The organism is Stieleria mannarensis (assembly GCF_014154935.1).
In the GTDB taxonomy this organism is placed as follows: Bacteria; Planctomycetota; Planctomycetia; order Pirellulales; family Pirellulaceae; genus Stieleria; species Stieleria mannarensis.
The window spans coordinates 34,629-55,283 of record NZ_JACEHH010000046.1; the positions used below are offsets into that span (position 1 = coordinate 34,629).

Consider the following 20,655-nt stretch of genomic DNA (forward strand, 5'->3'; position numbering starts at 1 on the left):
CACCCTGGACACGTGTACCATTGACAACGATCGGGCAAGCCTTCATGGACGGCGGGAGGATCATAGCGGGAGTCACCAGCGGCCTGTTGATTGAATGAGCCGTAAGTGCTCGCCCAATGCCACCGACTCGATGAGCCGACGGCGCTAGCCGGGGGCCCTGGATTGCCCTTCGAGCGTTTGTAGGGCTCGAGGCTAGCGGCTGCGGCCCAGTTTGTGATCCAAATTTAGAATTGAATCGACGTCGGCCGCACCTCACCAGTCTGCCAGTGGTCCGGTGCTGCCGTCGGTGGCGTACTTGTACTGAGTGTTACAAAACGCGTCGGTCATGCCGGCCAAGTACTCGCCGACGACGGTTTCGATCGGGTGGGAATCAAGCCGGCGGCGGAATCGCAACGGCAGCCGTGAGGGATCGTGTCGCAACACCTCGAACATGTCCTGCACTCGATGGTAGGCCGCGCGGCGGACGGGGATCAGCCGGGGGTGGCGATACACGGCTTCAAACAAAAACGATTCCAACTCGGCCCGTTCGCGAGACAGTTGGTCGCTGTGTCCGAGTCTTAGTCCGGCGTCTCGGATGTCCGAAACCGATTGGCCTTGAAACTCGATCATCCGCTCGGTCGCTTCGCTTAGAAAGTCGGTGACTTGAAGATCGATCAGTTCGTGGACCAGCAGTTGACGTTCCTCGCGAAACCGTTCGGTGCCGTGCTTTTCGTGGACCATGTCCATCGCGCGTCGCACGATCGACAATTCCAACAACTCCTGCATCGACAACAACCCCATCTGCAAGGCGTCGTCGACATCATGTGCGTCATAGGCCATCGAATCGGCCGCGTCGACGATCTGGACTTCCAACAACGGGCTGCGGCCGACCGCAGCTTCCGCCTTGTGGGCGCGGACGTCTTGCCCATCCAGAATTTCCAGCGACAGGTTCAGCCCTGGGAACTTGGCGTAACGCTGCTCGAGTTGTTCGACGATGACCAGGGCGAACCCGTTGTGGGAGAACCCGCCGACCGGCTGCATGCATTCACTGAGCGCGTCTTCGCCACAGTGCCCAAACGGCGGGTGGCCGATGTCGTGAACCAGGGCCAGGGCCTCGGTCAAATCTTCATTCAGCCGCAACACACGCGAGATCGTGCGGGCGACCGAGGCGACTTCGAAGGTGTGTGTCAGCCGCGTCCGGTGGTAGACGCCCATGTCGCCGGTGAAGACCTGCATCTTTCCCGACAGGCGGCGAAACGCGCTGCTGTGCAGGATCCGATCCCGGTCGCGGGCGAAGGGACCGCGGTAGGCGTGATCGGATTCAGCGTACCGTCGCCCCCGACTGTCACGGCTGCGCATCGCGAAGCTGGCGAGCAACAGGTGCTCGCGGTCATCATATCGCCGTGTGTCCAGCATCGAAGTGATCAAGAAATTCCGGTCCTGTGGAAGTCGTCTTGCGTCTGGTTTTCCAGGAGGTTAACGGAGTGTAGGTCATCGTTAGCGCTAACAATCCTAGTGTTCCGGACCGATCAAGCCCACACCAATCGGTCCACACCAACGGGCCCACACCAATCGGGCCCACACCAACGGGCCCACACCAACGGGCCCACACCAATCGGGCCCACACCAATCGGGCCCACACCAACGGGCCCGGGCGGCAATTCCGCAATGAATCCAATCCGCATGGTAACATAGAGGGTCTAAAATCGAATCCCACCGTCCCCCAGGGGCCTGCCGCTTGGATTTCCAACCCTTCTCCGTCACTTGCGTCACCTGTTCGAGCCGCTTGCGCGTCAGCCGCCCGGAGTTGGTCGGCAATATCGTGGCCTGTCCCAAGTGCCAGTCGATGGTCCAGTTGACACCGCCCAGTGCGGGGCCGAGCGGTGCGGGGCCGAGCGGTGCGGGGCCGAGCGGTGCGGCCGGCGCTGCGGCGATCGCGATGGGGAACAAGCAAGTCGACAGCCAAGCGTTGACCGAAGATTCGATCGGGGACGCCGAAGCGGCCGATGCCGCTCCGCAGGGTCCGCAATTCCAGGCCGCGCATCCAGAGGACACAGTCCCCCCGGGACCGCGTTCCCAGGGCTCGCCCCCGCGGGCCGCCAGCGCCCAGCCGCCGCCGGTATTTTCCGACCAGACCGCAGACCTCGCCCCACCGGCCGGCGCGCCCCAATCGATCGAGGCACCGGACTCCGCTGCCCCCGGCGCAGGACCAATCCCCGGCGCAGGACCAATCCCCGGCGCAGGTCCAACCCCCGGGACGGCACCAGCCGCCGGGACAGGGCCATCGGCCGCGCCGCCGCCGAATTGGCACAGTCAAAAGAATGCCGCGTCGCGACGGATCGCCATGTGGATTGCCGTCGTCTTGGCCAGCATCGTGTCCGCATCCATCTTGTTCGCCGTGTTCCGCCGATCCCTCTCGCGGGGACCGCAACAGGCAGCGGCAGAATCATCCGCCGACACCGAAACCGTCCCCGCCGAAAGAATCGAATCCCCAGCCGACGAAACGGAGACTCGGCCCGACGGCGTGACCGACGATGAAGCCAGCGATGACGTGCCGGCTGGCGACGCCGATTCGGAGGACAGCGGCGAGGCCAGCGTGGCGAAGGAACCGACATCGCCGCAAGACGTCAGCGCGAACGACGATCGGCAAACCGACGACCCCGGCGGCAACGATTCACCCGCCGCTGAAACGATCCAGCCCCCGGCGGATCTGCTCGGCGACAGCCCGCTGCTGTCGGGAAGCCCGCTGGAGGGCATGACGCCGCTGGAAACATCGCCGCTGGGAGACGATCCCGATCCGGCGAGCGAGTCCGATCCGGCGGGCGAGACCGGGACGTTGACCGAGTTGCCGAAGGAACTTCAGGGGCTGCTCCATGGGTTGACCGCGATCGACCGACCGCAGTTCACCGAAACCCAGCCGGCGCCGCAGACCATCGACGAAATCCAGCTGGATCGCGCGACCGAGGTGGACGTGGATTTGGAGGTCGCGATCGAAGCGCCCGACGCGGCCAACATGCGTCAAGCGTTGGGGCTGAACATCGCCATGCAGACGTCCGACCCGAACGGTTATCCGCTCAACGACCTGATGCTGTTTCTCAGCCAGCTCAGTGGCGTGCCGATCGAAGTCGAATGGGTGTCGTACGACATCGTCGGTCTGCCGATCCATACACGCGTCAAACTGCCCAACGGCTGGCCCACGCTGGAGGATCTATTGACGGCGGTTTGTGAGGCGACCGATTCGACGTTCGACAAGCATGCCCGCACGATCACGCTGCGGCCGACCGACCAGCGATTCAATCAAGCGGTCGCCGAGATGTTGGACTTCAGCGACCTGGCGGCCGACAGTGACTCCGCGGTCGCGGTTGCGCGCACGTTGCTGGGGCAAACCGAAGGCGACCCGTCAAAGGTTTCGATACCGACCGAGGGCGGGCCGGCTCAGTTGGCCGTGTTTGTGTGTGAGGCGATCCGGCGTTCCCGCGGCGCTCCGGGCAAATTGCCCGATCCTTTGTTCGCCCGCTGGGGAGGGACGTACAAGGATCAGCTGGCGGCATGGCCGGAACTGAAAGGCGGCGTCTCGGGACCGCCGCGCGTCCAGGCGGCCACGATCGCGTCGCTGATTCGGCAGATCGCAAAACTCAACGCTGTCACGTGCTATGTCAATTGGCAAGACGCGGCGCGACGAGATGTACAACCGACCGACCAACAGCTGCCGCGCACCGGTGAATCCGTCTCGGCGGCCGACGCGCTGAACCAGTTCCTCCAACCGGCCGGCATGCTGGTGCGTGTGGTCGATTCCCGGCATTGGTGGATCGGTTCGGATGCGTCCCACGATCGGTTTCCGGTCGTCGTCTGGTTTGACGATGCGGACGGCGAAGCGACGAAGCGACGCGTGGACATGATCCTGCAGGGTGCCGCCGTCAACGAGCAAGTCGTCGGCGCCGCGACGGTCGATCCCGCCAGCAAGAAATGCGTCGCGATCCTGCCTCGATTCCTGTTGCGGCAACTGCCTCGAATGCTCAGCGACACACCGTAGTGGACGACGCGAGGACTCCCTGCGGCTCGCAATCCGAATGGACTCGTCGCCTCGTCCACGACGCGAAGACCAAGCTGCGGCGGAATACGCGTGGCCTTTTCACGCTTCATACTGGCGGGGCTGACCGACAACCGGGCATTTCTCTTGTGCGGGACGCCGAAACGTGGCGTAGGTTCCCGTAACACCATGCGGCGGGATGCTCGTCACCGTAACAAGCGTCGATGCGTTCCCGCGAGATTGTGGCCCCGAACGATTGTTGGCTTGAGATGAAACAGCTTGTTCCCCTGGCGATCCTGTCCCTCGGATGCATGATCTACCTGGTGTCCTCGTCGGATCTGCGGCTGACCGATTGGACCGGTCCGTCCACATCGGCACGCCTCGGCGAGGACGAGGTGGACGGGGCGATCAATGAAGCGTCCGCGGCGTCTGGCGACGAATTTTTTGATTCCGATCCCAGCTCGGGTTCCAGCCCCAAGTTGGTGCTGATGAAATTCGGCGCCCCGTGGTGCCCACCGTGCCGAATGATCGACAAAGAACTTCGCAAGCTGGGGCGGACCAGTCTGCCGGTCGAAATCCGCAAGATCGACGTCGATGAACGTCCCCAGATGGCCGAGCGTTATGGGGTGAGCAGTATTCCGCGATTGATCTTGCTGCAGGACGGGCGCAAGATCGGTGACGCGGTGGGGTACCAGTCGGCCGACGATTTGGCGGAGTGGATCCAGGAGAACGCCTCGGCCGAAGCACTGGCGGGGAAAAAGCGATCGTCAGAACCGGCGGCCGTCCAGGCAAACCCGTTCTTCAAATGATCTTCACGCGATCCCGGCGTGCCACTTTTTCGGATTGTGTGGATCGGCGATCCGGCGCGAGTCAAATGCCGGCCGTTTCACAGCGGTGAGGATCGAATCGAGTAGACAGACTCGGATCTGACGTGGAAAATGGGTATCATAGAGTGCCCGAATTCCGATCGTCACGTTTTTGCGTTCATTGCCTCCATGCCGATTCAAATCAAATGTCAGTGCGGGAAAGCTCTCGCGGTGAAAGACCAATTCGCCGGTAAAGCGGTCAAGTGCCCTGCTTGCGGACGAGGGATCAAGGTCCCGGCGGCGTCCGGCGGTAAAGTCGCGGCAGCCAGCAGCCAGGCGGCGCCTTCCGCTCAGGCGATCGGTGCGGCGGCGGCCGGAAATCCGATGAACGACCTGTTCGACGAAGAAGGTTTCGGCACGGACATCGCCGCGGTCTGTCCGTCTTGTGGCACGCCGATGGCGGCCGATGCGGTTTTGTGCACCAAGTGTGGTTTCAACAAGACCACCGGCGAATCGGTCAAGGGGCATTTGACACCCGGCGTGGACATCTCCTCCGGCACCTTGGCGTTGCAAAAGGCGGCCGAAGACATGCGTCGGGCCGACAAGATGCAAAAGGACATGACCGAGCGATCGGGCATGCCGTGGTGGATGCTGGGGTTGATCCTGTTCATCCTGGGCAGTGCGACTGCGTTGGCGGTCATGGCCGTCATGTCGGCCAATCGCACGACCGGAACGGACAACTTCAATGCCATGCAAGTCTTTCTGCAATTGGCCGGATCGGCGTGTGCCCTGGTGGCCTTCGGCGCGCTGATGAAATTGATCGTCGAAGGATTCAAAGAAGACAAGAAAGTCGGTTTCCTGTGTTGCACCATCCTTTACCTGTTCTACTTTGTGTTCCAAAAACCGAAGTCGCGGATCGGTGCCTTTCTGGTCATGATCATTCTTGGCGGTGTCGCCGGAGCCCTGTTTGCCAAAAGCCAACAGGTGTAGCGGTTGAAGATCCTGATCACCGGCATCTGCGGTTTCGTCGGCAGCCAAATCGCCCGTCGGATCAAAGCCGTCCGCGACGATGTCCAACTGATCGGACTGGATAACTTTCTTCGCGCCGGCAGTGAACTCAATCGCCGCGATGCCGAACAGCTTTGCGACACGTTTCTGCACGCCGACATGCGTTGTGGCGACGATTGGGACTCGGTCCCCGAAGCGGACTGGGTGATCGACTGTGCGGCGTTGCCGAGTGTCTTGGCCGGGACCGAGGGGCACGGTTCGTCGCGACAATTGATCGGCCACAACCTGATCGGCACACTGAACCTGCTGGAGTACTGCCGACGATCCAGCGCGGGCGTGATCCTGATCAGCACTTCGCGCGTGTATTCGATTCGGCCGCTGGCAGCGTTGCCGTTGCATGAATCAACCGATCGTTATGAACTGGACGCATCACAGGCGCTGCCGGTGGGAATCAGCACCGAGGGCATCGCCGAATCCTTTTCGACATCGCCGCCGGTTTCGCTGTACGGCGCCACCAAGGTCGCATCGGAAACGATGGCGTTGGAATACGGACAAGCGTTCGGATTTCCGGTTCGCGTCAACCGCTGTGGCGTGCTGGCGGGCGCCGGCCAGTTTGCTCGCGCCGACCAGGGGATCTTCAGTTTCTGGGTTCACTCCCATCGGGCCAAACGTCCGCTGCGATACATCGGATGTCGGGGGACCGGTTTTCAAGTCCGTGACTGTTTGCACCCGATCGATGTCGCGGATCTTGTGCTGAAACAGATCGACGCCGGATCGGATTCCGACAAGCCGCTGGTCACCAACGTCAGCGGTGGTTTGGAATCATCGCGGTCGCTGTGCCAGTTGACGCGTTGGTGTGATCGACGATTCGGTCCGCACGCGGTCGCCGGCAGTGACGAAGTTCGTCGGTTCGACCTGCCATGGATCGTCTTGGACAGCTCGTTGGCGCGATCGGCGTGGCATTGGTCGCCGCGACGAACGACCGAGATGATCTTGGAAGAGATTGCCGAGTTTGCGTCGCGGTCGCCGGACTGGTTGGAGATTTCATCGTGAACTCGCGGCGCCGCTGGCTGTTGACGTGGGGGTGTTTGGTCGCCCCGATGCTGCTGTTCGCGGGGCTGCGGCTGCCCACGCTGATCCATCAGCCCGGAATGCAAGACGAGCAGTGGTTTGCCGTCCCGGGATGGACCGTTTGGCGCGAGGGCATCCCGCGAATCCCCTATGTTCCGACGCGAAATCGGGAGACGTTGTTTGAAAACGCCGACGTTTGTCTGATGGCACTTCCGCCCGGATTGTTCTACGTCCAGGCACCGTTCTTTGGGCTTTTTCGACCCGGATATGCCACCGCGCGGTTGCCACTTTTTTTGGCGGGACTGGCAACGATCGGGATCGTGTTTTGGGTCGTCAAACGGCTCGGCGGCAGCACGCCGGCGGCCGGGTCGGCGGCCCTGATCGTCGCGCTCTCGCGACCGCTGATGTTCACCGCCCTGACCACGCGTCCCGACCTGCTGAGCGCGCTGGCGGGCTGGTTGTCGATTCTGGCCGCCTGGCAGATGCTGTGCAGCGGCGGCACACCCGATGGACGCAAGTTCTCATGGGGGGCAAAACGTTGGGCCTTGATCAGCGGCGCGTTCTCGGGGCTGGCGGGTCTGTTTCATCCCTTCGCGCTCGTGTTCGCGATCCAGGGCGGCGTGGCGATGTTGCTCGGCACGGCAAGCGTGGTGGAAAAAGGCAAGCGTGCGGTGTGCTTTGTCATGGGCAGCGCGTTGGTCATCTCGTTGTGGATTCCACTGATCGTGGCGTATCCGTATGAGTTTCGCAGCCAGTTCTTTGCCAACGTGCTCGACCGGGCCGGTCCGGGGTTGCCGGCTCGAATCGTCTGGCCGTTCCCGTCGTTGGTTCATCATGCCGGATTGCTGTCTGAATTCGCAGGCCCGTTTCAATGTCTGCTGATGGCACTCGGCTTGATCCTGGGGACCGCGTTTTTCTGGCGTCACGGTGCGTTGTCGGTCGCCCAGCGGACGGGAGTGATTGCGCTGGTCTGGTCGAGTGTGTTCTTGACCGCCACGGTCGCCGGGCTGCACCCGACCAAGGGGTATTGGGTCTATCCGTTCGTCTGGGTCGTGGCGTTGGGCGTCGTCGCAGTGGACGGTTTTCTGGTGCGAACGGGACAAGACCTCCGCACGCGGTTGACGCCACGAGGGGCGTTGCTGATGCGCGTCGCGCTGTTGGCATCGGTGGTCTTGATGCTGCTTCCCGGGGCGGGGCTTCGCACGACCTGGGTTTACCTGACGCGTTGGAAAGACCCGTCGGTGTATGCTCCGGCGTTCATCCATGGTGTGCTCGCCGATCTTCCGCAGGAGGGGGTTTTTTACGCGGATCTGTCCTATGTCTTTGACGTCTACTTGAGCGGTCGCGAGACGCGGTTGTGCCAGGAACGTCTGAAATACTGGGGCGACCAGCCGCTTTCGTACACATACCTGTTGCTGTCGTGGGAGGGCGAAGACGCGGGCTGGGCAAACCAGTACGGTGGATCGCACGTACGACGTTTTGGAAACCGAGAGCTTCCACAGAACTGCTTTGTAGATCTGTACCGGCCCGGTCCAGACCAAACTGCACCCTCCGAGATTGCAACCCAGCGCGGTGACGACGACGAATGACCAGCCAGCATCAAGATGATGGGACGAACAGGCACCAGTTGTCGATCGTCATCCCCGCCTACAACGAACAGGAAAACATCGGTCCCTGTTTGGAGGAACTGATGACGCTGTTGGTGGACCAGTCGGGGATCGACACCGAAGTCATCGTGGTCAATGACAACAGCAGTGATGCGACCGAGGCGGAGGTGTTACAACGTCGCGAGCGCTGGCCGACGATCCGCTTGGTCAGACGTCAGCCTCCCGGCGGTTTCGGCCGAGCGATACGTTCGGGGTTGCAATTCGTTCGCGGAAACGTCGTGATCATCTACATGGCGGACCGCTCGGATCATCCCGAGGATGCCAAACGCTACTACGACACGATCCAAGAAGGCTACGATTGTGTGTTCGGGTCGCGGTTCATCAAAGGTGCCGAGGTCAAACGGTATCCGACGGTCAAATTGTGGGTCAATCGCTGTGTCAACAAAGCAATCCAGTGGATGTTCTGGACGCCGATGAACGACTTGACCAATGCGTTCAAAGCCTACCGGGCCGACGTTGTTGATCATTGCGGTCCCTACCGGGCCTGCCATTTCAACATCACCTTGGAAATGTCGCTCAGCGCCCTGATCAGCGGTCACAAGATCAAAGAGATCCCGATTCGCTGGGAGGGTCGAACGTGGGGGTCGACGAATCTGCGGATGCGAGAGATGGGGCGGCGTTACCTGTGCACGTTGCTGATGCTGTTCTTTCAACGGGTGCTGATGTCCGATGATGTCGTCGCCGAACGACAGCGACAAACCGACATGGCAATCGAGATCACACCCTAGCGTACTTTTCGGGTAGTGGGCGAGGCGACAAGTTCATTCGGATTGCCCGCAGCGGGGATTTCTCGCGTCGTCCACGACCATCGATCCGAATTTTAAGGCGAGACAAAGCAATCGGGCGGGGAACGTCTAGACGGTCGGCGGAGGCATCTTCATGTGTTCGAACGCCTTGCTGGTCGCCATCCGTCCGCGACGCGTCCGGACGATCAACTCGCTGCGTAGCAGAAACGGTTCGACTTCGTCCTCCAGCGTATCGCTGCTGACGTTCATCGTGTGGGCGATCGCCTCGAGCCCGCTGGGGCCGCCGCCGAAGACGCGGATCAGGGTCTCCAGGTAATTTCGATCCTGTTTATCCAACCCCAGTTTGTCGATCCCGATCATATCCAATGAATCGCGTGCGACACCGATCGTGACCGTCCCTTTGGCTTTGATCTGGGCGTAGTCGCGGACCCAGTGCAAACGATTGTTGGCCAGTCGCGGTGTGCGGCGGCTGCGTCGAGCGATCTCGCCGGCGGCCGGTTGGTCGATTTCGATCGCCAGCTTTCGGGCATTTCGAATCACCAATTCACAGAGTTGGTCGTCGCTGTACCAGCCGAGGTGTTCGCGGATTTGGAATCGATCGCGGAGCGGTGCGCTGAGCATGCCGGCGCGTGTGGTGGCGCCGATCAAGGTGAACGGCTGCAGTTCAAAATTCAGCGTGCGGGCGTTGACGCCTTCGCCCAGCACGATGTCGATCCGAAAGTCCTCCATCGCCGTGTACAAGTACTCTTCGACGGCCTTGGGGACGCGGTGGATTTCGTCGATAAAAAGCACCGACCGCTCGGAGACGTTGGTCAGATAAGGCAGCAGGTCCTTGGGGGCACTCAACCCGGCGCCGTTGGCCATTTGCACCGTCGTTCCCATTTCGGCGGGGATGACGGTTGCGAAGGTCGTTTTGCCCAGCCCGGGCGGACCATCGAACAGGATGTGTCCGAGCGGCTCGCCGCGTCCCGTGGCGGCGTCGATCGCGATTTTCAAACGCTCGATCACATCGCGTTGGCCGACCATCTCGTCCAACCGGCGGGGCCGCAGCTTCCGCTCCTGGTCGTCCGCGCCGCCACCGGCCGACGCGACCGTCGGAGGATCACTCGGCGGTAAATCACCGGGGACGTCGGGGTCGGATTGTTGGTAGACTGCTTCTCGCGCCATGAGGGACTCATCCGTGGAAAAACGCACTTGCGAAGATTCGTTTGCAGTGGTTGTTTTAACCGAAATCGGTTTTCAAGTCGGCGCGAGATTACACCGGTGTCCGGCGAATCTGCAGGGGGGGGGGGCGGCCGTGTCCCCGCCAGCAGCTTCCCCGCCGGCACCCGCCTATTGAAGGAATCCTTATGTCAGATCCCGCCGCTTCGTCGCATCCGATCGACGTTTCCGATCCGTCCATCGTCGCCCAATATGAACCCTACCTGCGGATGCTCGCCCGCACCCGAATGCGTCGGGCCTACCAAGCAAAAATCGGCGCCTCGGACATGGTGCAACAGGCGATGATGCAGGCGGTTCAGGGATTCGAGGGATTTCGGGGCTCGACCGAAGGAGAATTGTTGGCCTGGCTGCGGAAAATTTTGGCTCACCATCTGTGCCACTTGGACCGCGATCTGCACCGCGACAAACGCGACATCCGACGCGAGCAGTCGATGGAACAGAAACTCGCCGCCAGCTCGATGCGGCTGGAAGGCCTGCTCGCCGGAGACGCTCCGACGCCCAGTCAAAATGTCGCGTTCGGCGAAAGTTTGATTCAGATCAGCCAGGCGATCGCCCAACTTCCCGATGCCCAGGCCGACGCCGTTCGTCTGCACTACCTGGAAGGCATGAAACTGAGCGAGGTGGCTGCGGAGCTGGGAAAATCCACCGGCGCCGTAGCCGGGTTGTTGCATCGCGGCATGAAGGCCTTACGGAAACAACTGGGCGAATAGACCGTTGGGAAGGCGATTTCACACGCCTCTGGCGGACGGCTTCGTCACCAGTTGGGGCGTTTGGGCATACAGCGTGGATCTGGGGGCGTGACATTATTGCGTCTGAGGTTCCCCAAAGAGAACGAGGCGCCTTTTCCCGGACGCGCCCGTCCCTTCTCTTCCCCAATGTGAGCGCTATTCCCATGAGTCTTTTCGACCTGACTTCCGATTCGATCGGCCGGCTAAAAAAGCAAGTCCAAGAACGTCTGAATCGACGTTCCGCTGCACCGACGAGGGGGCGCAAGCGGCGGCCGCTTCGCGCGGAGACGTTGGAAGGGCGTCGTTTGTTGGCGGGCGATGTCGGTGGTTTTCGCCACAACGTTTACGATGCCGAAGACGTCAATGACGATGGCGTCGTCTCCGCCGTCGATGCGTTGATCGTGATCAATTCCATGGATCGAGATGGCGGCGACGATGCGGCGCGATTCACGGACGTCAACAACGATGGCCGCCGTAGCGTGCTAGACGCGCTCAGGGTCATCAATCGACTCGGTCGAGAAGGCAACGGCAGTGTCGACGATTCCTCGCGCCGCGATCGCGGCGACGAGGCGTCGTCGGTGATTCCCGAATTGCCCGACGAAGTTCGATCGGTCGACGGCACCGGGAACAACCTGCAGAACCCCGAACTCGGAAGCACGGGAGAAGCATTGCTGCGGGTCGCCGAAGCGGACTACGAAGACGGTATCTCCACCCCCGCCGGCGCCGACCGACCGAGTGCCCGCGAGATCAGTAACGCGCTGTCGGATGTCGAAGGCGACGGGATCAAGAATGAACGTGGGCTGTCCGCGTTCCTGTATGTGTGGGGGCAGTTTATCGACCACGACATCGACTTGACCGAAACGCAAACCGATGGCGAGCTGTTTTCCATCGAGGTGCCCACCGGGGATCCGCTGTTTGATCCGACCGGCACCGGCGAGGTCACGATTCCTTTGACGAGATCGGAGTTTGATCTGACGACCGGAACTTCGGTCGACAACCCACGGCAGCAAGTCAATTCGATCACCGCGTTTGTGGACGGATCCCAGGTTTATGGAAGCGATCAGGAAACCGCCGACAGCCTCAGGACCTTTGAAGGGGGATTGCTGGTGATCACCGAGGACGGACTGCTGCCGATGGGTGAAGACGGTGGCGTGATCGCCGGTGATATTCGCGCCAGTGAAAACATCTCGTTGACCGCCATCCAGACGCTGTTTGTCCGTGAGCACAATCGGCTGGCCGAACAGATCGCGGAGGCCGACTCGACCCTCAGCGATGAAGAGATCTACCAACGTGCCCGCGCCATCGTGATCGCTGAGATTCAATCGATCACCTACAACGAGTTTCTGCCGGCGCTACTCGGCAACAACGTGATCACGGCCTACCAGGACTATGATTCTTCGGTCGACCCGAGTATTGCGACCGAATTTTCCAGCGCCGCATTTCGGTTCGGCCACAGCACGTTGAACGACGACATCGAATTCTTCGACAATGATGGCCGCGAGGTTCACGAAGAGGTCGAGCTGAGGGACGCGTTTTTCAACCCGACGTTGCTGGAAGAAACCGGAATCGACGCGATCCTCAAATACGACGCTTCCTCGCAAGCACAAGAAATTGACTTGGAAGTCGTCGACAGCTTGCGAAACTTCTTGTTCGGCGCACCCGGTGCCGGCGGTTTCGACTTGGTCGCCTTGAATATTCAACGCGGCCGCGACCATGGACTCAATGACTACAACACCACGCGCCAGGCCTATGGATTGGATGCGATCGAATCATTCGCCGACATCACCAGCGACGTCGAATTGCAGGAAAAACTGGAAACCCTCTACGGTGATGTCGACAACATCGACCTGTGGGTCGGATTGATGGCCGAAGATCACTTGCGCGGGGCGTCGGTCGGTGAACTGACAGCCACGATCATTGCAGACCAGTTCCAGCGGCTGCGCGACGGTGATCGTTTCTACTATGAAAACGTCTTCCAGGGGCAAGAACTGCGCTGGATCGAACAAACCTCGCTCGCTGATGTGATCGAGCGGAACACCACCGTCGAGGGTCTGCAGGAGAACGTCTTCTTCATGCAGGCCGAAGTCCGCGGCCAAGTCACCGTCGACACCAGCGTCAGTGACCGACTGGCCCGCTCGTCCAAGCGAGACGGCGCGGTCGATCGTGGACGCTCGGCTGCCGTCGAGGGGGCAACCGTGGAACTGCTCGACGACAGCGGCGAAGTGATCGATACGACCGTCACCGACAGCCGCGGCAACTATCGGTTCCGATCATTCGAAGAAACCGGCGACTACCAAATTCGACTGGCCGACAGTGGAGAAGTCGTCGACGTGCTGATCACCAACGGAAGCACGCGTCTGAAAGGGATCGATTTCGAGTTGCTCGTTTGAACGGACGAACGTGACCGACAGTCACCGGCTCGCCGCTGCGGGAATGAGGTAGGAAGATTTTGCAGGTAGGAAAATTAGCTGATCTGAAGGGTTGTGCATTTCAACAATTTCTTAACCCAAAATCTTCTTACCCTTTCCATCACGGCGGCAGTGATCGATCGCGTCGCCGGGAAACCGGGAAAGGAGGGCAGAACGATTCGGGGCAGAGTGATAGCTTGCGCGTCGGTGGACGTCGAACGGCTTCCACGCTCTGGCGAGTGTAGCTACGTCGAGAGAGACGCCCGTCCCACTAAGACTGCGTTTCTTCGGGGCGGTTGATCACGAAGTGGGACAGCTTGGGTGCTAGCGGGGCTCGCTTGCCCGGCTTGGGGCGGTGGATCGAGCGGATTTCGCCACGCGTCTCACAGGCCGGTGCCCTTGTCCGCCGGGGGGACGAATCACCGAGACGCTCCTCTTGCGCTTCGGCATCACAATAGCTGTCCAAAGGTTCATCTTCGATTCTCGGCGCGTACCGGATGCTGATCAGCACGATGCCCGTGCAGATGACTGAAACGATCAGCCAGATGATTAAGAAATTCATTTCCGCACCGCCCCTGGTTGGTACGCCGAACTTGCCCGCCTCTTGACTTGATTACGCCACGAGAGAACCAAATGTTCCCAGTGACAGAGTGACCCAAACGGTCAAAGAAGTCCTGACTGGAACGTGGTCTTTCGGTTCCATCGGCTCCAACGGCCAAGTAGTGGAGCCAAATTGACGACTATAGACTCGTGCTACTTTTCAGAACCGGCACGAGCAGTGCAAGCACAACAGCCAGAACCAAAAACGCCATGACCAGCAACATCATCGGTTCGAGTAATCGTACAAAGAGGTCCAGTCGGCGAAAAGTTCGCTTCTCGAGTGAGTCGGCGATTTCCGGAAGAACTTTCTCCAGCGAGTTGCTCTCTTCCCCCACGCTGATCATTTCCACGACCGATGGCGGAAAATAGCCAGAGGCCCTTAGCGGGGTGGCCAGGGATTCACCGCCACGGATATTTTCGGTCGCGTCGGCGATGGATTGGCTGAGCAGCCGGTTGGCGGCGGCCGAACGACTGATCTCCAGCGATTTCAGGATCGGCACGCCGTTGCCCAGCAGGGTTCCCAGAACGCGGCAGAAGCGGGCGACGGCCAAATTCATCAGGATGTTGCCGAGCACGGGGATCCGCAGTTTGATCTTGTCCATCATCTGTTTGCCGGCCTCGCTGGCCAGTTGGATTTTGATCACCACCACCAGGGCGATTCCCAGCAGGAGGATCACCCAGCCATATTGTTGCAGCACGGTGCTGAAGCTGAGCAGCGATTCGGTGTACCACGGCATCTCGTCTTTTTGCCGCAAGCGATCAAACATCGCGTCAAATTTGGGCACGAAGAACACCAGCAGGCCGCTGATCACGAGGGACCCGACCGAGAACAGGAACACCGGATAGGCCAGCGCGCTGATCGTTCGCCCTTTGAGGTCTTCCTGCAATTCGGTGAACACGCTGACGCGTTCCAGGGCGTCTTCCAAGAAGCCGCCCTCGGTGCCGGCACGCACCATGTTGATCGCCATGTCGGAAAACACGTTGGGGAACCGGGCCATGGCGTTGCCGATCGGTTCGCCGTCTTCGACACGCGACTTGATCTCTTTGACGATGTCGCCCAACACCGGGTCGGTGGCTTGTTCGCCCAGGACGGTCAGCGAGCGCATCATCGGGACGCCGCTGCGGAGCAACGAAGCCAGCTGGCCATAGAACGTGGCCATCGTTTGCCCTTTGACGTGCTTCCGCTGGCCGAACAGCGAGCGACCGGAGGCGTTGTCTGCGGCGGCAACCTTGGACGGAAACAGCGACTTTTCGCTCAACAACGCCGCGACTTCGCGTTCATTGGCGGCTTCGATCGATCCGCTAACAGTCTTGCCCGCCATGTCGCGAGCGGTGTAGGCAAACGTCGGCATGGTTCTAGAGAGCCTCGCCCTTGGAAACACGGAGCACTTCGTCGATGCTGGTCATCCCCGCGATCACTTTGTCCCAGGCGTCCATCCGCAGCGTCCGCATGCCGGCGTCCACCGCCGCCTTGCGGATCACCCAGCTGCTGGCGCGGTCTTGGGCCAGCTGGCGGATTTCGTCATTGGTGACCAACAATTCGTAAATCCCCATCCGTCCGCTATAGCCCAGGTTGCGGCATTCGCGGCATCCGACCGGTCGGAACCAGGTGAAATCCCCCGCGCGGTCCCAAGGAAAATCTTGCGGCACTTCGTCCGGCGACGGCTTGAATGCTTCTTTGCAGTGAGGGCACAGTCGACGCAACAACCGCTGGGCCATCACGCCTTCGACGGTACCCGCGACCAAGAACGGTTCCACGCCCATGTCGCCCAATCGGGTGAACGCGCCCGAGGCGTCGTTGGTGTGCAAGGTGCTAAAGACCAAGTGACCGGTCAACGATGCTTGGATGGCGTTTTCGGCCGTTTCCAAGTCACGAATTTCCCCCACCAGCACAATGTCGGGGTCATGCCGCAAGATGCTTCGCAACGACGCGGCAAAGGTGAATCCGATTTTGGAGTGGACTTGGATTTGATTGATCCCGTCCAGTTGGTATTCGACCGGGTCTTCGGTCGTGATGATCTTGGTTTCGTCACTGCGGATCTGCAGCAAACTGCTGTAGAGTGTGGTCGTTTTACCGCTCCCGGTCGGACCGGTGACCAGGATGATCCCGTGCGGCAGCTCGATCAGTTTGCTGTAGGTTTGGTAGATCTCATCGGACATCCCCAATTTGCCCAGATCGAAAACCATGGCGGATTTGTCCAACACCCGCATGACCAAGCCTTCGCCGTGGATCATCGGGATCACACTCAATCGAATGTCGACTTCGCGGCCGTGGACACGCAACTTGATGCGTCCGTCTTGGGGCAATCGTTTCTCGGCGATGTTCAGCCGCGCCATGATTTTCAAACGGCTGATGATCGCGGCCTGGAACCGATTGATCTCCGGCGGCGTGGGTTGGCGGTGCAGGATCCCGTCGATGCGATAGCGGACCAACAAGCCATCGGATTGGGATTCGATGTGGATGTCGCTGGCACGCGTTTCAATCGCTTCCAACAAGATCTCGTTGACCAGGCGAACGACGGACGCCTCTTGGGCCATCTCGCTCAGTTCGCTGCCGTCGGTTTCTAATTCCTCCAGCAGTTCGACGTCTTCGTCTTCCGAGACGGCCGCCATCAAGTCTTCGACGGTCTCGCTGCCGACCCCCAGGTGCCGCTTCATCAATCGCGCGATCTCGCCGCGTTGGGCGACGATCGGGATGATGTTCTTGCCCGTCGCCGCACTGGCTTCGTCCAGCGGATACAAATCCAGCGGGTTGGGCGTCGCGACGACAACCGACCCGTTTTGGAAACGGATCGGAAACAGCGATTGTCGATAGATCAATCGTTGGGGAAACCCTTCCAAGGCGGACAGGTCGATTTCGGCGTCTCGCAAGTCGACGAAATCCAGTCCGACTTCTTCGGCCAGTGCCTCGAGCGCTTCACGTTCGCCGACGAAGCCTTTTTCGACGGCGGCCTGGACGATATCGGGCGCATTGCTGGATTGCGTGTCTGCCAGCTGTGAGTCGCTCAGCAGACCACGTCGTCGAAGTATCTCACCTGCTCGCATGATCATCGAATCGGTTTTCCGGTGTTCTTCCAAAGAATGATGCTTCGATTGTAGCGTGTGACGCGAGGAAACGTCGCCAGCCGGGGAGTGTGCATCATGAACCGCTCCCCGCGGCGCGTGTGAAACGTTCTCGCGGTTCGGATCAGCGTCCGCCGCCGGGGCGTCCGCCGCCGCCGCGACCGCCGCCGCCGCCAAACGGCGATCCACCACCGCCGCCGGGCCGGCCGCCGCCGAATCCGCCGAATCCACCGGGCCGACCACCGCCGCCACCCATTCGCGCCCGGAACGCTTCAATCCGCTGCCGCATCGCGTCGGCCGCATCGGAGCTGTTGTTGCTGTCACCGCCGGAACGCGCTGACGAGCTGCTTGATGAACTGGAACTGCTGTCCTTGGTTTCCACTTTTGCGCTCAGGATCGCTTCGAGTGCTTGGACGATGGTGTTTCCGTTCAGGGTGCCGGGCAAGGTGTAGACGACGGTTTCGTCTTCATTGACACGACCGCCTTGATCGAGCGCCTCGACCAGAATTTGAATCTCTTCGAAATCCTTCGTCGTCGCGGTCACCACCAAGGAATTACTCTGCGCGTCGACGGCCACCGCGATCTTTGACCGTTCACTCTTGGCCGCTTCGCCTCCGCCGCCGCCGCGACCACCGCGACCGCCACGCAGGGCTGCGATGAAGTCTTCCGGTGAGGGCTGACCGCCTCGTCCGCCGCCGCCACCGCCACTGCGTCCCTGGTCGGCACCGGCGATTCGATCGGCGTAGATCTCCTTGACCACCTTGGCGATTTCCGCCGCGTCTTGATACAGCACCGGGATCATTCGTGGCGAGGCGGTCAGTTCGATGTCTTCGGGACTTTCTTCGATGTCGATTTTCTCAAGCACCATTTCGATGACTTGCATGTCGACCTCGTTGGCCTGGACGAACAGCGCGTTCAGTCGCAGATCGGGAACAATGCTGACCGATCCGGTGGACGTCAAAATCGACTTGGACGTCGACGTCTCTCCGCCACCGCCGCCGGCCAGGCCCATCAGCCCGCCCAGCATGCCGCCACCGAGTCCGCCGGTGATGGTGTCGGTCAAACTGCTCGATGAGTCGCCGCCGCCGAGAATGCTGGCGACCATTTCCGCGGCCACATCGGCTTGAAGGTACTTGAGCCAATAGATCGTCGGCAGATTGCTGGTCGTGCCCATCGGACCGATCAATTGTGACAGCAGTTCTTCTAACTCATCCAACGCTTCGGTGTCGTCCGACGCGATGCGGATTCCGTTGGGCGTCAGCTCGATCATGATGTCGGGGCTTTGCGAGACGGCCACCGGTTGGGTTTCGGCGGCCGGCGCTTCGCCACCCGACTCGGCCGCCTGCGTCTTCACGGGGGCTTGTGTCAGGTAATAGAACCGTCGTGAATCGAATCGCGAGGCGTCCAGATTGTTGTTGCCACTGCTGGCAGATGGAGCCGGCGGTGTGTCCGAGCCGGCGGGCGGGCGATGGATCCTGCGTTCGCGAATTCCGTTGGAATCGCTTCCCGACGAAGGGGAAAGGACACGGATCGCGTTGTCACGCCCGGTCATCCGCCAATAGAGTTGCAGCTGTCGCAAGGCGTCTTCGGCTTGTCGACCGCTCAGAGGCAACAGCCGGACCTTGCCACTTAGCAAGCCTTCGCTGCCGGTCCCATCGAGCTGTTCGAGCAACCGACGAACCTGTTCGATTTCATCTTGCGAGCCACGGACCCACAGTTTGCCGGTGGCCGGATCGCCATCGACGATCGGTCCGCTGGTGTCTTCTTCGGTCACGCCGAAGTACTTGTTGATCGTCAGCAGCGCCTGAGCGGGATCGATGCGTTTGAGTTGAAACACTTCGAAGTTTTCGCCGCTGCCTTCCATCTTGGCGATCACTTCGGTGATCTGTTGGTGCGTGTTGGGGGTGGCAAAGGCGATGATGGCGTTGGTCGCCGGGTCGATCGCCACCCGCGTACCCGGTTCATCTTGCAGCAAGGTTTGCAGGACTTCGAACACGGTCGCGGGATCCGCCACGCGCACGAAGTGGGTTTGGAACACGGGGCGAGCGACTTCGGCTTCGGTCGCATCGGCGGCACCCTCGAGCGGCTGGTCGGCTTTGGCGATCAAGTTTTCCAGAATACTGACCTTGGATCGCAATCCGGTCGCGTAGATGCGGTCGCCATAAAGGCCGACGGAGATGCGGATGTCGTCGCTGGAGTTCTCGGTGGGTTCCAGGCCCAGTAGTGGTCGAGCGGTTTGCAACAGTTCCTCGGCGCTGCGGTGCTGCAGCTTGATCTCGTGAACCTCTTGGTCGGACTGCTTGATGACCTCACGGATCGCGACCAGTTTCTCGGCCCGTTCGGTCACTTTGGCTTGTCGGGCGCTATCCAACACGATCACCCGCCCCCACGGGCCGACCATCTGGGGCAGCTGCGTTTTGGCTTCGTCGGGCGTCATGCTTCCCAGCGGGAAGATCGCCGTGACGATGTCGCTCTTGCCACGCGACTCCAGTTCATCCAACGGGACCAGATCCGCCAACTCGCTGATCAGTTTTTCGGCGTTTTCCACTTCCAAGTCGACCAGGAACAACATCCGCCCGCGCCGTACCAGCGCGTATCCGCGATCCAACAGCAAACGATTCAGCAGGTCCAGCGATTCGGCCACCGTGTACATCCGGCTGCGATCGATGAAGGAAATGGAGCCTTCGGGATAGCGATCGATCTGCAGCGACAAATCGCCCTCGGTCGCCATCCAGTTCAGCACGTCTTTCCAGCTGGCGCCGGTGAAGTTAAATCGCAGCAGGTTCTCGCGGGGGCGGTCCAGCTCCTCCAACAGGATCCGTGCGGCCTCTTCGGGCGTGACGTCCGAACCGCGTGCGTCGGAGCTGTAACCGGAGCCGGAAGGTTGGTCCGAGCTCGAAGCCTGTTCCGCGTCGGAGGCTTGATCCGAAGGCGAGGCGGCCGCCTGTTCGTTTGCCGAATCAACCGCCTCGGTGTCCGTGGCGGCCGGCTGTTCACGCTCGGCCGGCTCGGCGTCGCCCGATGCCACCTGTTCCTGTGCCGAAACGCCGGGATTCGCCACCGCCGTTGCCAGGATCAGAAGGAGCAGCAGACGGAGGACCGATCCGCCCAAGCGGGCAAATTGCCGAGCCCGGCGGCAGAACGTCGCATCGCGGGGGGCTTGGCTGTCCGTGCACGATGAAAGGTGAAAATGCATTGATTGCGGCAGTTTTTCGAAGAAGTGGAAGAGATTCCGGCGGAATTGGCCTGCGGACCGGCCATTTTACCCACAGACCGGCCCATTCTAATCGGCGAGTACCGAATCTCCCGGCACCAATCGTGCCAGAAT

General features: G+C 60.9%; 14 protein-coding genes. 8 read left to right on the plus strand and 6 right to left on the minus strand.

The annotated features are described in order from the left end of the window. Positions 1–252: 252 nt before the first annotated feature. Positions 253–1,395: a dGTP triphosphohydrolase gene (gene dgt, locus H1B37_RS25330; RefSeq protein WP_182870070.1), complete on the minus strand. Its 1,143-nt coding sequence runs from the start codon at positions 1,393–1,395 to the stop codon at positions 253–255. A 370-nt stretch (positions 1,396–1,765) separates the two neighbouring features. On the opposite strand from dgt, the gene H1B37_RS25335 reads away from it, so the two are divergent. The 6 genes from H1B37_RS25335 (at position 1,766) to H1B37_RS25360 (ending at position 9,289) form a co-directional block, all read left to right on the plus strand. Continuing rightward, positions 1,766–4,012 (plus strand): hypothetical protein, encoded by a 2,247-nt coding sequence (locus tag H1B37_RS25335; protein ID WP_182870071.1) that lies wholly within the window; start codon positions 1,766–1,768, stop codon positions 4,010–4,012. A 266-nt stretch (positions 4,013–4,278) separates the two neighbouring features. Next, the gene (locus H1B37_RS25340) at positions 4,279–4,818 is read left to right on the plus strand and encodes a thioredoxin family protein (RefSeq protein ID WP_286178158.1); all 540 of its coding nucleotides are present in this window, start codon (positions 4,279–4,281) and stop codon (positions 4,816–4,818) included. 228 nt (positions 4,819–5,046) lie between these two features. Beyond that, a complete protein-coding gene (locus tag H1B37_RS25345; protein WP_353620916.1) occupies positions 5,047–5,805 on the plus strand; it encodes a zinc ribbon domain-containing protein in 759 nt (252 codons plus the stop codon). A gap of 3 nt (positions 5,806–5,808) precedes the next feature. After that, positions 5,809–6,876: an NAD-dependent epimerase/dehydratase family protein gene (locus H1B37_RS25350; protein WP_182870073.1), complete on the plus strand. Its 1,068-nt coding sequence runs from the start codon at positions 5,809–5,811 to the stop codon at positions 6,874–6,876. Further along, positions 6,873–8,483 carry an ArnT family glycosyltransferase gene (locus tag H1B37_RS25355; protein ID WP_182870074.1) on the plus strand — a complete coding sequence of 537 codons (1,611 nt, stop codon included), beginning with the start codon at positions 6,873–6,875 and terminating at the stop codon, positions 8,481–8,483. The genes H1B37_RS25350 and H1B37_RS25355 overlap by 4 nt, the downstream gene beginning before the upstream one ends. Next, on the plus strand, positions 8,480–9,289 hold the full coding sequence (locus H1B37_RS25360) for a glycosyltransferase family 2 protein (RefSeq protein ID WP_182870075.1): 810 nt from the start codon (positions 8,480–8,482) through the stop codon (positions 9,287–9,289). The genes H1B37_RS25355 and H1B37_RS25360 overlap by 4 nt, the downstream gene beginning before the upstream one ends. A 126-nt stretch (positions 9,290–9,415) precedes the next feature. On the opposite strand, the gene ruvB is transcribed toward H1B37_RS25360, so the two are convergent. After that, positions 9,416–10,474, minus strand: a complete 1,059-nt coding sequence (ruvB, locus tag H1B37_RS25365) for a Holliday junction branch migration DNA helicase RuvB (protein ID WP_182870076.1) — start codon at positions 10,472–10,474, stop codon at positions 9,416–9,418. Positions 10,475–10,656: 182 nt separating this feature from the next. Here ruvB and H1B37_RS25370 point away from each other — a divergent pair, with 182 nt between their 5' ends. Together H1B37_RS25370 and H1B37_RS25375 are read left to right on the plus strand one after the other, a co-directional pair. After that, a complete protein-coding gene (locus tag H1B37_RS25370; protein WP_182870077.1) occupies positions 10,657–11,238 on the plus strand; it encodes a sigma-70 family RNA polymerase sigma factor in 582 nt (193 codons plus the stop codon). A 182-nt stretch (positions 11,239–11,420) separates the two neighbouring features. After that, positions 11,421–13,646: a peroxidase family protein gene (locus H1B37_RS25375; protein ID WP_182870078.1), complete on the plus strand. Its 2,226-nt coding sequence runs from the start codon at positions 11,421–11,423 to the stop codon at positions 13,644–13,646. A 289-nt stretch (positions 13,647–13,935) separates the two neighbouring features. Here the strand turns inward: H1B37_RS25375 and H1B37_RS25380 are convergent, their stop codons facing one another. The 4 genes from H1B37_RS25380 to H1B37_RS25395 form a co-directional block, all read right to left on the minus strand. Further along, a complete protein-coding gene (locus H1B37_RS25380) occupies positions 13,936–14,226 on the minus strand; it encodes a hypothetical protein (RefSeq protein WP_182870079.1) in 291 nt (96 codons plus the stop codon). Between the two features lie 178 nt (positions 14,227–14,404). Then, complete coding sequence (locus H1B37_RS25385; RefSeq protein ID WP_182870080.1) at positions 14,405–15,616, minus strand: type II secretion system F family protein; 1,212 nt, start codon at positions 15,614–15,616, stop codon at positions 14,405–14,407. A 4-nt stretch (positions 15,617–15,620) separates the two neighbouring features. Beyond that, positions 15,621–17,315, minus strand: coding sequence for a GspE/PulE family protein (locus H1B37_RS25390; protein WP_182870093.1), 1,695 nt, complete (start codon positions 17,313–17,315; stop codon positions 15,621–15,623). Between the two features lie 136 nt (positions 17,316–17,451). After that, a complete protein-coding gene (locus H1B37_RS25395) occupies positions 17,452–20,523 on the minus strand; it encodes a secretin N-terminal domain-containing protein (RefSeq protein WP_182870081.1) in 3,072 nt (1,023 codons plus the stop codon). Positions 20,524–20,655 lie beyond the last annotated feature (132 nt).

Coding starts and splice junctions, on each gene's coding strand:
- H1B37_RS25375 (WP_182870078.1), top strand. CDS start 11,421: ATGAGTCTTTTCGACCTGACTTCCGATTCGATCGGCCGGCTAAAAAAG.
- H1B37_RS25390 (WP_182870093.1), bottom strand. CDS start 17,315: ATGATCATGCGAGCAGGTGAGATACTTCGACGACGTGGTCTGCTGAGC.
- H1B37_RS25370 (WP_182870077.1), top strand. CDS start 10,657: ATGTCAGATCCCGCCGCTTCGTCGCATCCGATCGACGTTTCCGATCCG.
- ruvB (WP_182870076.1), bottom strand. CDS start 10,474: ATGGCGCGAGAAGCAGTCTACCAACAATCCGACCCCGACGTCCCCGGT.
- H1B37_RS25380 (WP_182870079.1), bottom strand. CDS start 14,226: ATGAATTTCTTAATCATCTGGCTGATCGTTTCAGTCATCTGCACGGGC.
- H1B37_RS25385 (WP_182870080.1), bottom strand. CDS start 15,616: ATGCCGACGTTTGCCTACACCGCTCGCGACATGGCGGGCAAGACTGTT.
- H1B37_RS25340 (WP_286178158.1), top strand. CDS start 4,279: ATGAAACAGCTTGTTCCCCTGGCGATCCTGTCCCTCGGATGCATGATC.
- dgt (WP_182870070.1), bottom strand. CDS start 1,395: ATGCTGGACACACGGCGATATGATGACCGCGAGCACCTGTTGCTCGCC.
- H1B37_RS25360 (WP_182870075.1), top strand. CDS start 8,480: ATGACCAGCCAGCATCAAGATGATGGGACGAACAGGCACCAGTTGTCG.
- H1B37_RS25395 (WP_182870081.1), bottom strand. CDS start 20,523: ATGCATTTTCACCTTTCATCGTGCACGGACAGCCAAGCCCCCCGCGAT.